Source organism: Paenibacillus sp. JJ-223, from assembly GCF_927798175.1.
GTDB classification, from domain to species: Bacteria; Bacillota; Bacilli; order Paenibacillales; family Paenibacillaceae; genus Paenibacillus; species Paenibacillus hubeiensis.
On record NZ_CAKMMP010000022.1, the window covers coordinates 12,552 to 24,337 of the forward strand.

At 41.6% G+C, this 11,786-nt stretch carries 11 protein-coding genes and 1 pseudogene; 1 reads left to right on the top strand and 11 read right to left on the bottom strand.

The features are described 5' to 3' along the window. Positions 1-81: 81 nt before the first annotated feature. From L6H98_RS28370 to L6H98_RS28390, 5 genes are all read right to left on the bottom strand, one after another. On the bottom strand, positions 82-615 hold the full coding sequence (locus tag L6H98_RS28370; protein WP_236421061.1) for a hypothetical protein: 534 nt from the start codon (positions 613-615) through the stop codon (positions 82-84). Continuing rightward, positions 605-1,033 (bottom strand): hypothetical protein, encoded by a 429-nt coding sequence (locus L6H98_RS28375; protein WP_236421062.1) that lies wholly within the window; start codon positions 1,031-1,033, stop codon positions 605-607. Before L6H98_RS28375 ends, L6H98_RS28370 begins: the two co-directional genes overlap by 11 nt. A 556-nt stretch (positions 1,034-1,589) precedes the next feature. Beyond that, positions 1,590-1,988, bottom strand: a complete 399-nt coding sequence (gene cdiI / locus L6H98_RS28380) for a ribonuclease toxin immunity protein CdiI (protein WP_236421063.1) — start codon at positions 1,986-1,988, stop codon at positions 1,590-1,592. Between the two features lie 12 nt (positions 1,989-2,000). Next, complete coding sequence (locus tag L6H98_RS28385) at positions 2,001-3,932, bottom strand: CdiA family toxin C-terminal domain-containing protein (protein ID WP_236421064.1); 1,932 nt, start codon at positions 3,930-3,932, stop codon at positions 2,001-2,003. A 426-nt stretch (positions 3,933-4,358) separates the two neighbouring features. Then, complete coding sequence (locus tag L6H98_RS28390) at positions 4,359-4,802, bottom strand: hypothetical protein (RefSeq protein WP_236421065.1); 444 nt, start codon at positions 4,800-4,802, stop codon at positions 4,359-4,361. 51 nt (positions 4,803-4,853) lie between these two features. Between L6H98_RS28390 and L6H98_RS28395 the strand changes: the two genes are divergently transcribed. Next, the gene (locus L6H98_RS28395; RefSeq protein WP_236421066.1) at positions 4,854-5,102 is read left to right on the top strand and encodes a transposase; all 249 of its coding nucleotides are present in this window, start codon (positions 4,854-4,856) and stop codon (positions 5,100-5,102) included. A gap of 269 nt (positions 5,103-5,371) precedes the next feature. Here the strand turns inward: L6H98_RS28395 and L6H98_RS28400 are convergent, their stop codons facing one another. The 6 genes and pseudogenes from L6H98_RS28400 to L6H98_RS28425 all read right to left on the bottom strand — a co-directional run bounded on the left by L6H98_RS28400 (position 5,372) and on the right by L6H98_RS28425 (position 11,783). Beyond that, the gene (locus tag L6H98_RS28400; protein ID WP_236421138.1) at positions 5,372-5,860 is read right to left on the bottom strand and encodes an immunity protein YezG family protein; all 489 of its coding nucleotides are present in this window, start codon (positions 5,858-5,860) and stop codon (positions 5,372-5,374) included. 11 nt (positions 5,861-5,871) lie between these two features. Next, a complete protein-coding gene (locus L6H98_RS28405) occupies positions 5,872-6,375 on the bottom strand; it encodes a DNA/RNA non-specific endonuclease (protein ID WP_343261792.1) in 504 nt (167 codons plus the stop codon). A 95-nt stretch (positions 6,376-6,470) separates the two neighbouring features. Continuing rightward, a pseudogene (locus L6H98_RS28410) lies at positions 6,471-7,079 on the bottom strand (transposase); the annotation flags it as partial. A 289-nt stretch (positions 7,080-7,368) separates the two neighbouring features. Further along, entirely contained in the window at positions 7,369-7,836 is a 468-nt protein-coding gene (locus L6H98_RS28415; protein ID WP_236421067.1) for a DUF600 domain-containing protein, read from the bottom strand. Between the two features lie 12 nt (positions 7,837-7,848). After that, positions 7,849-11,346 (bottom strand): DNA/RNA non-specific endonuclease, encoded by a 3,498-nt coding sequence (locus L6H98_RS28420; protein WP_236421068.1) that lies wholly within the window; start codon positions 11,344-11,346, stop codon positions 7,849-7,851. 2 nt (positions 11,347-11,348) lie between these two features. Further along, positions 11,349-11,783, bottom strand: coding sequence for a DUF4280 domain-containing protein (locus L6H98_RS28425; RefSeq protein WP_236421069.1), 435 nt, complete (start codon positions 11,781-11,783; stop codon positions 11,349-11,351). Positions 11,784-11,786 lie beyond the last annotated feature (3 nt).

An 11,786-nucleotide genomic window follows, 5' to 3' on the forward strand; every position in this document is an offset into this window, starting at 1 on the left:
CTTATCAACTTGGAACACCACCACGCAAGTCCAAGAACTGGCACTGGGCCGTGGCTGATTCAAGTTACATATTTTATTAATTCAAGGGGCTTGCACCCTAAACATTGTTTCATTAAGATCAATTCTCTCCAAATTGAAATCGCTAATATCTTTTTCTATCCTACTACTATGGAAATCAACCCAATTTTCAAGAACAAAAGCAGCACTACCACAACTCAGTGCCCTGTCGCTATCAAATCTTAAATTTCCACCCCTTTCAAAAAAATTAATAATGGGTTCATAAATATTTGCTACTTTTAAAGCTTCTGAATGCCCCATTTCAACAATACTTGCTGCCTCTAAATAATTTCTACAAATTTTATAATGTATAGGATTGTTGATATTGGGTAATTTTTCATCAAAATTCCTATCGATCTTTAGCAACAAATTATTGTCATCTATATTGAAAATTTTAAGCGGACTTCCTATCGGGTTATGGTTAGAAGAATAAGTTTTCACAAAAACAGCCATTCTTCTCAAGTATTCGGACAACAAGACCGAATGGGATTCTTTGGGTTCTTCTTCAATAGACCAGTTAATATCCTTTATCCTTTTTACTGCACTACTAAAAGACAATATCATAAAAATCACCTTTTCTAATTTGATGAAATTTCGCACTTTCTTCCTTATAACCCGGGAATGTTCCAAATTTAGGTTGAGGTACAGCATTCTCATGTGCACCTGGAGGCTTTGATCTCCAAACTTTCTCCTCAAAATCCCAAGATTCTGGATTTCTATAATATTCATTTCCTGAATCCATTCGGGCTTTTTCATCTAATTCATGTGCTTTTAACTGCTGAAACCATTTTTTCTGTTCTGGCGTTAGTTCTCCTTCCATTGCCTTATGAAAAGCATATATTACTTCAGGATCCGGTGTTAATTTAGAGTTATAAAAGTACAAACCTTTCTCATCGTAAGCTGGAAGATCATATTTATTAAGAAAAAGATGTGATTTTAAATTTATTGCCTCTTGTAACTCCAAACCAGTATTCATTGCAAACTCCTCTATATTTTTCAATCCTGTACTTCTTACTTCTTCAGCTTTCTTTTCAGCAGCAACATCAATCTTAACTTAATTCTTCTACAGGAGGGTCACCATACCTCTTCGTAAATTCACCCGTCCCCTAAGTTGTAAACTTAAAATTGGGAGTAAAGAAGGTGGTAACCGTTTTTCTGATTACCGCCATTATATCAGCTTGCTTGGCGTTCTATTAGAGTTGCCGCCGCCCTATAACTAAAAACAGCTCTATCATGGTAGTATCTGACCACTATCGACCTGTTCATTGCGACGCAATAGCGTTGTTTAGGTTATAAAATTAAAGCTAATGTGCGTACTCCCGAAATGACAAAATCTCTAAACGGGTATTACGTGGGTTATTCGTTGAACTGTTGGTAATTCGGCACTGGTTGGGATGGACTACTTCACCAACTGCTGTGCCCATACCAAGGAACGAAAAAAACACAACACGGGCATTGCTCGTGTTGTGGATCCGTTCATTGTATTGTCCAATTCCTGACGCTCTTATGGATTATACTCGCCAATTCAATTGTTATTCTTTAATATTATATTTTTCTTTTATTCTTAATAAAGATTTGTTTATTAAATCTTTTTGGTCAGCGTTCTTTTCAATATAAAAACTACATGCTACCTTCAAGTAATCATACAGTTCTTTGTAACTTACAATATCATAATTATCATCTACACCATAATAAAATAAAACACTATTCTCGCCAAAGTAACCTTCTTCGCCAACATCGTATTCATCTGAATATATAACCCCCATATAATCTCGTCTCTCAACGTATTCGTTTAAAAATCCATCTAATACCTTAACAAAGTCATACTCTAATACAAAATCGCCAAGAACATCAATAACTGAGCCTTTTTCAAGTCCGTTTTCTTCGTACCTGAGAATAAACTTATTCTTATCATCGTAAACAGTGGTCATTATGGCTTCACCTTAGTTTTCTCCAAATTTTAATACCGGATAAAAGTTTTCAATTTCACCAGTATCAATATTTTTTATCCCTTCAAACTTCAACCCATTACTTGAAACTCCTCGGATTATTTGCTTATTATTTTGACTTTTCAATTGACTTACTCTTTTCGAGTTAATTCCTTCCTCCATTGCCTCTTTTCCTAATCGTATAATTTCGTCATTAGAAATTATATTAGGATCATATATAGTTTTTTTATACGGTGGTTTATCTTCCTTGGGTATATACCTAAATTTACCTGTACCTTTCCCTGTATAATCTTTTATTTCAACCATCATTCTATATTCCAAATCATAAATGCCAGGAATGTCGGAATGTTCTACTTTTTTCACCTCTTGTAATGAGTACTTCTCATTTGCGCCAAAAAACTTCCTAAATTCTTCGTAGTTATGACCACCGCTAACACCCTTCCATTCTGTTACTTTTTCTACCTTTCCAGTTAAATGCTCAAAATAATATCCTTCTTTGTATTTAACTTCACCCGTCCCCTCAGTACCTTCCGAGCCCTCCTTCGGCTTATTAGTATTTGAATTCTCCATAGGTTTATCTGACTGTGAGGATTCTGGTGGTTTAGAATCATCTTTCGGTTTACCCTCATCCTTATTCTTCGATGCTTTAGGTTTCCAAGAGTTCACCTCATTCGGAGCTTCATCTTGGTTATTTTTATTCTTCGACGTCGTGCTGTTTTTTGGCGCTGTTGTTGTATCTGACTCACTTGTTTTAGATGAAGGTGTGCGGCTCGTATTAGTGCTCTCCGACTCGGATGCATTCTTTGCTGGTTTAGGAGGTGATTCTGATTCATTTTCGTTTGGTTTGTTCTTCGACGCTGTATGATTCGTTGATGGTTTTGTCGTGTCTGACTCACTTGTTTTCGACGAAGGCGTACGACTGGTATTATTCTTCTCCGTCTCGGATGAATTCTTCGCTGGTTTAGGAGGTGATTCTGATTCATTTTCGTTTGGTTTTTTCTTCGACGTCGTACTGTTTTTTGGCGTTGTTGTTGTTTCTGTCTCACTTGTTTTAGATGAAGGTGTGCGACTCGTATTAGTGCTCTCCGACTCGGATGCATTCTTTGCTGGTTTAGGAGGTGATCCTGATCCTGTTTCATTATCGGCTACTTTTCCGCTTTCTGAAGCAGATTCGCCTGTTTTATTTTTCTTTTTATTGCCCCAATTGCTGCCTTCACCAGACACGGTCCCCATCTTTTGACTATTTTCTGAAAACTTTCGGAAAAACCTCTTGCCCTTGGACGGCGTAGTTTCACCTGATTGCGGGATCGACTTCGGTGGGCTTACAAAGCCGCCTCCAGAACTCCCCTTTGTTCTAAAATTAGCTTGACCATGCAAGCCTTTTTGCATTGCATCATGTTCATAATAGCCATACCACAAGTCTACAAAAGCTTCATCACTCATGGGGGCTTTCAGTCTCCATGCCAAATACTTCATTTCATCAAGGCTCAGCCCTTGAGACTTCCAATAGTCGTAACTCCCTAGCTCTTCCTCAGTAATATAAGGTCTGCCAATGTCAAAGGTAATGTTTGCAAATTGAGCACCTACGAGTAGCACATTATATTCATCCGGATTCTTCATCATTTTTTTGAAGTAATCCAGAGAGTCCCTCAGTTCCTGATCCGCTTGTTGATATTGTATAAATTGACTTGCCCACTTCTCCCGAATATACGGAGGGGTTTCATAATACGCCGCACTAACTTCGTTACTCTGTTGATGCAGTTTCTTCATGAAATCCGTCAGTGAGGTGGAAGTGGTCAATTCTTTGGCAGCTGTCAAAATTTTTCCCAACAAGTTTCGTTTGGCGTCATTCTCTTGCTGTTGTAACTCGGAAAATCCGCTAATGAAGCGATTCAGCAAATTCAGCGCCGATGGCTTAATAAACATACTGTTTCTTTTTCATTTTGTTCCCTACTTCTATCCAAGTTCAAATAGGGGTTTAACAAAAGAGGAAATTTCCCCCTAATCCCATCATCCCTATGGAGCGGTGTATTCTAGAGTTCCGAGTAAATTAAAAAACGCAAGAAAACGAAGATAACTAAAAACAGGTCAATTACGGTAGTATCTGACCATAATCAACCTGTTCAATGTAACGGAATAGCGTTATTTAGGGTATAAAATTCAAGCATTAATGTGCTTACAAACGAAATGTAGAATCTTTATTCGGGTATTACATGGGATAAGTCTGCTTGGCTCAGAGCCCAATACACTCCCTACTTGGTGGGGTCCATCCATCAACAGCTGATACAGAGAGAACAGGGATAAAGAAACCATAGCACTGGCGGCTATTTCACTATTTCCTCACTTCAATATTTACATTTTACTGTTTTGGATTCTGAAGTCAATTTCACAAATTGCCTCTTGAGCAGCTTCCTTTATCTCATCATCATTGTAGTTCAGATATTTTTCTAGTAGCTGTCTGTACTCCTTTTTACCTGAAAACCCCAGAAAGGTCAAAACGTACGTCAAATGATCTTTTCTGAATTTTGACATATAAGGTAACAATATATCAAAAGAAACCTCTGTCCCTACATTTTGATAAACCAAAGCGTTATTCACAGCATTTAATAGACTTTCTTTCACCGAAATACCAATTTCTCGAACTATAAATGATAACATTAAATTAACTGCAGCAATTAATTCTTCTCTCTCTAGGCTGCCATATTCGATAATGTCCCCTATCTCACTAATCTTATTTTTTTGTTCTAATTCAGTTTTCAAAGTGAATATATGATTTATTTTTTCAACTAAATTCATAGATATCCCCCTCATCATTCTTTAATATTCGGGATCTTTAACGCTCTGACAATGTACCTACGGTTTCCCCCTTTACCCAGGTATATAGTTGTTGGGCTCTATCTTCACTGCCTACATTTCCTATGTTGGAAATACCTGTATCTCTCCGCCTATCCAAGTGGAAAAATCGCCTTGATCTTGGACAATAGCCGGATTCATCACGCTACGGAGTTACAGCCTTTCTTGAAGAAACATCCGCGTATGCAGTTGGTGTTTTCACCCCCTTACAGCCCAAACTTAAATCCAGTTGAAGGGTTATGAGTGTGGCTCAAAGCGGACATTGTAAACAACGTTTTCTTTGACAAATTTTATAAAATCAGGCTTTATGTGAGTCAATTATGAAGAGAATTAATCAGTATCCGATGGAAATGATTGATCGTCTGCTTGTCAGGTTATGATCTTAATTGCGGTTTATATATCAATGAGTCTACTATTAAATAGATAAATTTTCCCTTCGATATAATGAAGACAATTTTAATTAGACTCTGGCGCCTGAACAATCGACTCAGAATAATTCGTCGTTGTCCAACTTAAATCGGATTATCCGGATATTCTTCTATATACCTGTTTATTAATCCTCTCATCTCTTCATCCTCTGGTAAATTACCCAAATATTTATATTCCCAAATAAGCAACTGATCATCAAAACTATAATTCGTATCAAACCAATTTGTATAATCATAATGAATCTTGAATTTACCATTCCTACTAAGCGATAATGTGAATGAATACCAAGGTTCTTGTTCATTTTCTATAAAAGTCTTTCTTAGTTTTTCACTTAATTCGAGTAGAATTCTGCCTTTAATTTTATTTCGTTCTTTATAATTATCATAATAGTAAGGGATTTCTAAACTATATTTAAAATTTTGCACATCCTCAGGTGTGTTATAAAAAAAGTAAGTCCCTCCACCTGTTTCAGAAATTTGAGCATAGAAATAAAACGTTTCCCATTCTTCTGGAATCATTTCATTCACTGTTTCAGCTATTCGATTATAAATTCGATTCATTTCTTTTTCTATACTCAACGAAATCAACCTCCGACTTGATTTTTAATTGTTTTTTGTACTGGCTTCTTTCCTTCAATTTGATAAGTTACCTCAAAGGAGTCTGGTCTCATGGAGGTCCCTGAATAAACCGGTTCAATCTTTACAGTAACTTTTTTCGGAGGTGTCTCACTCAAAGCCTCTGCCCACTTAGACTCCATATTATACCATTCCCCACCAGAGCGGTTAATTTGGCTAATTTGTGGAACCAAGTTGTCAATATCCTTTGGACCTTTAAACTGTGCTCCTATCAAGTGTCCACCATCGTCATCAGGTAACCTACCTTGCCCTTTCCCTACCGTCCTCTGGGCATATTCACTTCGGTCTCCTTTACCAAGCACAAGTGCCCCTTCACATTCAATAACACGCCCTTGACTATCCGTACGATAAGTATACCCATCTGGTGATGTGTATTCTATATTTGGTTTTAAAACTTTTTTTCTATTTTTTCTTGTAAAATGATCACCATACTTAACTGTTTCATAGACTATTGGTGGCGGTTTAACAGCTTGTCCCGTCCCCTATGTTGTAAAGCTAATCTATTGAAAAGTAACGGTGGTTGCTAGAATACTAGCAATACCACCTGTCAGCTCGCTTGTTTTTCTACTTGTTCGGGGAGACGAAACGCTGTCTTGTGCTTCATCATGCCGTAAATAATGTTGACTAGTCTCCGCATCACACATACCAATGCTTGCGTTGGTGTTTTGCCTTCTTCTTTCTTGCGGTTGAAGTATTCGTAAAACAGTGGATTACGTGGTTTCTTGCTACCTTTTGAAACTTGTACCTGCTGGACAGCTAGGTTATAAAACAAACCATGAAGTATCCGATTACCCTGTCTGCTTTTTTGGTTCGTACCTTTGCCGCCGGAACTGAAATTGACAGGGGCTATCCCTGCAAAACGTGCCAGTTTATCTGCGCTGGCAAAACGGCTAATGTCGCCTATTTCTGCCACTAGAGAAGATGCCGTTACCAAATCTATGCCTGGCATCGTTTCTAGTTGGTAGTCTAGCCGTTTCATCATACCTTGCAGTTCGCCTTCTACATATTCGATTTCCTTCTTGTTGAACTGTATGTCCCGCATATGGCTCTTGATTAGAAAATCTCGTTGTTCCTGATAGCTTCTGGTTGTGTCTCCATCTGCATGCACGAGTGCCAGTATTTCTTCTGCCTTCCTTGTCGAACACGCATTGTTACTTGATCCTGGGCAATAGACCCCACTTCTTTTTCTACTTCCTGTGCTAGTTGCTGGTTCTTCAACTCTTCTGCCACTACCTGTTCACGTTTTGCCATTGGTTACATCCTCCTTTGATTTTGGGCATGCAAAAAAAGCTCATTCCTACTCATGGTTCAAGTGGGAAAGAGCTTTTGAAAGTTTATCAAGTGTTTGAATTATTTAGTGTTTGGTTTGTTGGTTGTATTGTACGATCTTGCTTCTAAAATGTAAACCCGAGATATAGCCTAAATTTTTTCAAACCTAAAGTGTACTACCCTTGTGACTTAATCTCTTCAAACCATTGTTCGAATATATCGTCTGGAAGTAATTCATCATCATTTGAATATACCAGATCATATTTAAAATTTGCCGCTAAACTATTTTTTTCAACGTTGTAATGTAATTTCATTTCAGTCGGCATCTCTCGTCTGAAAGCTTTACAAACCTCATGAATTTTCTTTAGATCCTCGGTGCCAATATCTAAGAGCCCTAATTGTCTATCCCTTGAAACATCATAGTTATATTCTGGTGTACCATTTACTACTTTAACGGCATCGTTAATCTTATGCTTTAGTACAAATGTCTTATTAATCCTATAAAACACATTAAAATAATAGGCCTCTGGTTCATAAGAACAATATAAATAAATATCATCTGCTTTGCGATCTACGTACTCCAAACATGTAGATACCATGTCAGCCTGCAACTCTGAAAAGTAATCTTCAAAACTCTTAGTCAATAGAATCTCTCCTTAATTTTTTATAACAAGCTTATCAATAGCTCCATCAATTTCATAAATTACTTCAAATTCTGTAGGTCTAGGATTCTCGCCGTCATACTTAATTTTAACCTCAACCTTTACATTTTTGTTGTTTTTTAATGCTTTTGCCCATTTGTTTTCAAGTTTTTTATATTTGCTTAAATTTACTTCACTTGATTGCGAAACAAGGTTGTCTAAATCAGGAGAACCGCCGAACCTATCCCCTGCCAAGTGACCTGCATGGTCGCCAGGCTGCTTACCTGGTGTATTTGCAGCATGCGGTAATCGTTCATCTCTTGTAGTCAATTTTAAATCATCAGCAGTAAATTTTTCAATTCTCCCCATATGATCCGTTTCGTAGTCATATTGGTGCTCACCAGCTTTATATTTCACATTCGGTTTTAGCTTACCTGCATCGTCAAATGGATTATCAACATGAGTCTTATTAGGAGCTTTAGGCGTCCCCTCAGTGGCTCCAGAGTCATCCTTTGGCTTATTGTTATTCGGATTCACTTTAGGTTTCTCTGACTGGGAGGATTCCGGCGTTTTCGAATCAGCTTGCTGTTTACTCTTATCCGTCTTCTTCGGTGCAGAAGACTTCCATGAGTTCACCTCATTCGGCGGACCATTTTGGCTGGGTTTATTGTTCGACGTTGTATTGTTTTTCGGCGTTGTTGCCGTCTCTGACTCACTAGTTTTAGATGAAGGCGTGCGACTCGTATTATTGCTCTCCGACTCGGATGCATTCTTTGCTGGTTTAGGAGGTGACTCTGATTCATTTTCATTTGGTTTGTTCTTCGACGTCATGTTGTTTTTCGGCGGTGTCGTCGTGTCTGACTCACTTGTTTTTGACGAAGGCGTCCGACTCGTATTATTACTCTCCGATTCGGATGCATTCTTTGCTGGTTTAGGGGGTGATCCCGATTCGCTATTGGTAACTTTTCCTGCTGGCTTTTTGATGCTCCCTACTCGATTTCCCGTACCTTCTTCTTTAGACCAAAAGTACCCAGGTACGATCCTGATAACCGAGTGGTCTTCCCAGTACTTCTTGCCAAAGTTCTTCACCCCAGTGATCATCGTACTCGTCACACTGGTTTTTGTACCTGTACTAGGTATAGCCTTCGATCCAGACAATGCCTTGTTAAGCTGTGCTCCTGATACTCCCTTGGCACCATACACGCTGCCTACCATCATTTGAAGTCCAGAAAAAGCTTGATTTACCTTCAGCCAAGTTATCATCATTTTAGCATATTCTTCGCTAACCGGTCTTCCAGAAAAAGGCTGTTTCCCTTGCTCAAGATCATCAATCTGCATCTGATAGAGATCCACAACAGGTTCTACCGGGTATGGGCCTTGTAACAAGGGACCCATGTCTATCTTCCCTTTATCCTTCTGGTACGCCTGCAAAGCAGCCTGATCCGTAACTCCCTGCTCATTAACAGGCAACCACAATCGCCATTGTGAGTTGTACACCAGACGATAACCCGGATCTGCGGGTTCTGGTGGCGCAGAAGCTTTAACCCACTTCTCCCGAATATACGGCGGAACCTCATAATAAGCAGCGCTCATCTCGGTGCTCTGTTGCAACAGTTTCTTGACCCAATCCGTAGGGGACGTGGCCATCGTGAGCTCTCGGGCAGCCGTCAGCATTTTACCAAGCATCATCGCCTTGGCATCGTTCTCCTGTTGTTGCAACTCAACAAATCCGCTTGTGAGACGATCAAGCAAATTCTGTGCGGAAGGCCTGAATGACCCTGTTTTGGGGATGGCCCCAATGACGCCTGCCGCCGCAGCCGCCATTCCCACCGCTTGAGCGGCAACAGCAGCTCCTACCAGTGCACCTACGATCGGTATCATGCCAGCAACAGCGAGCGCTGCTCCAAACAACGAACCTGCCTTGGGGTTGGTCGTCGATGCTTGCGTTGCCGCGGCGGCTTCTGCGGCTGCAGCAGCCTGGGCCGCTTCATACTCCTCGATCGGCATTAACGGCGGCTCCGGCTCTGGCGGCAAATCTGTTACATGCACAGGCGCTTTGTTGCTGCCTTCCTGCTGAATCACGCTCCCCCGAACATTCGCTTCTCCGTCCAATATGAAGCTGCCTCCGCCGCCAAGCAGCCAGATCGCTTCCGGTGCCGTAGCTTCGATCTGTCCAGCTTTAAATGTAATATTGCTTCCCTGAATGGACAGGTTTCCCGGACTTTCCAGGATTACACCCTGGTCGTTCAAGGTGATCGTCATCCCCGATCCGGCTTGCAGCGTAACCTCCTCAGGCGACATACCGATGGAGCTTCCAGCAGGATGCCCCCACACCTTATGATCCGATCCACCGCTGACAGATCGCTTCCCCTCAGGAACAGCATGGCGGATGTATGCTCCGGACTCCCGGCTCCCCGGAAAATAGAGTTCCACCGTATCCCCGATTTCCGGCATGATGTACAACCCGCTATGTCCTTCAGCCGCATAAGCCGGAGCGATCGGATAGGGGCAGGCCGCCCCTTGCGTCATAGGGCCTTCGTCCATCGGCAATGAAAGCTGAACATGATCGTGAATGACACGAACCACCTCACCGTATAAGGACAAGCCAATCAGGTCCGACAAGTCGCAGCGCGGAACGCGAATCTGATCCTCGGGAACCATGCGATAGGTGGTCATCAACAGACCCGATTCCAGACGGGAATATGCATACACGACGGTTAGCTCCCTGCCATCGGGAAGCTCAACCTTGTCTCCGAGTGCATAGGTCTCGGAACTTTCCATGGTATATTGTAATACGCCTTGCGTGCCTTTCGGCCCACGGATGATATAACGATGCTCTACATCGGAGCCATGCCAATCCATTCCGCCCAGCTCTTTGCGAACCTGGTAAGGCTGGTCCTCCGGCCACTTCCACAACTTGCCTACCGGCAAACCGATAAAGAGCTTGGGAGACGCTGCCGTAATCTCGGGCACCAACACTGTGCCGAACCTTGAGGCGAGCCGGCGCAGGAACATCCAATCGGTCTCCTTATATTGTAAAACAAGGTGGCTTAATTTGGTATCACCAGTCACCTGATCCAGAACGTCCGAGTTCGGATAGGGTTTCATGATGAATTGGATCAGTTCTTTGAACGTCCAGCCTCTGTTTTGAAAGGCCCGTTCCTCCAGGCGAATATCCATTTGGTAGGAATTGGACATCGCCTCAAGCTCAAACCGATAAATGCCTCCCGACAGATGAACCGTGAACGAAGTCAAGACCCCATGGAAGAGACGCCGCACGGATCTGCCGCTTTCATCGATTTGCCTGAGCACAATAGGTTCTCCCTCTGCCTGAACCCGGAGAATACCCGGTCCATCCTCTTCTGGAAGGATGCCGCTAACATATAGCTTCGCATGCTCGTTTACCTGACGGGTGATTTGCACGTTTTCCAGCCACTGTGCACGATAAGGCCAATATAGGCGAAGTTGTTCGTATCCGATACGATCAGGCTTCTTCTCCGTGATTTCACTCATCGTCAAAAGTCCAATTGCTGCCCGTCATCCTCAATGACGATATCGCCGCCATACAGACACTTATGCGTACAGTGACTCAGCAGCGCAGCCTTCCCTTCCACCTTGGTATCTCCCTTTCCGTGAAGCCAAGGCATAGTCAATACAGGTACGCATGGGGCTTTCTTGACCCCATAGATGTCAACCATTGTACTTGCCGCCACTGCTGGATTCAGTGGATTGGAACAATTGCCGAATGAACCGATATGAATGCCTGGTACATAATCTTCGACCGTCATCTGTGCCTTGCCTTTAATATAAACTCCATGGCTGAATGGAATCTTCAATCGTGTACGTTGCGTCCCGCAATTGCATTTAAGGATCGCTCCTGCAACGACGTAACCTTTGGAGGCTTCTCCAGACGTTCGAATCTGTGCCTCCTGATCTTGATTTTCCGCCATCTT

Bases quoted from the DNA above. Each gene is read 5' to 3' on its own strand.
- L6H98_RS28425 (WP_236421069.1), bottom strand. From the start codon at position 11,783: ATGGCGGAAAATCAAGATCAGGAGGCACAGATTCGAACGTCTGGAGAA.
- L6H98_RS28375 (WP_236421062.1), bottom strand. From the start codon at position 1,033: ATGAATACTGGTTTGGAGTTACAAGAGGCAATAAATTTAAAATCACAT.
- cdiI (WP_236421063.1), bottom strand. From the start codon at position 1,988: ATGACCACTGTTTACGATGATAAGAATAAGTTTATTCTCAGGTACGAA.
- L6H98_RS28385 (WP_236421064.1), bottom strand. From the start codon at position 3,932: ATGTTTATTAAGCCATCGGCGCTGAATTTGCTGAATCGCTTCATTAGC.
- L6H98_RS28420 (WP_236421068.1), bottom strand. From the start codon at position 11,346: ATGAGTGAAATCACGGAGAAGAAGCCTGATCGTATCGGATACGAACAA.
- L6H98_RS28395 (WP_236421066.1), top strand. From the start codon at position 4,854: ATGTACCTACGGTTTCCCCCTTTACCCAGGTATATAGTTGTTGGGCTC.
- L6H98_RS28390 (WP_236421065.1), bottom strand. From the start codon at position 4,802: ATGAATTTAGTTGAAAAAATAAATCATATATTCACTTTGAAAACTGAA.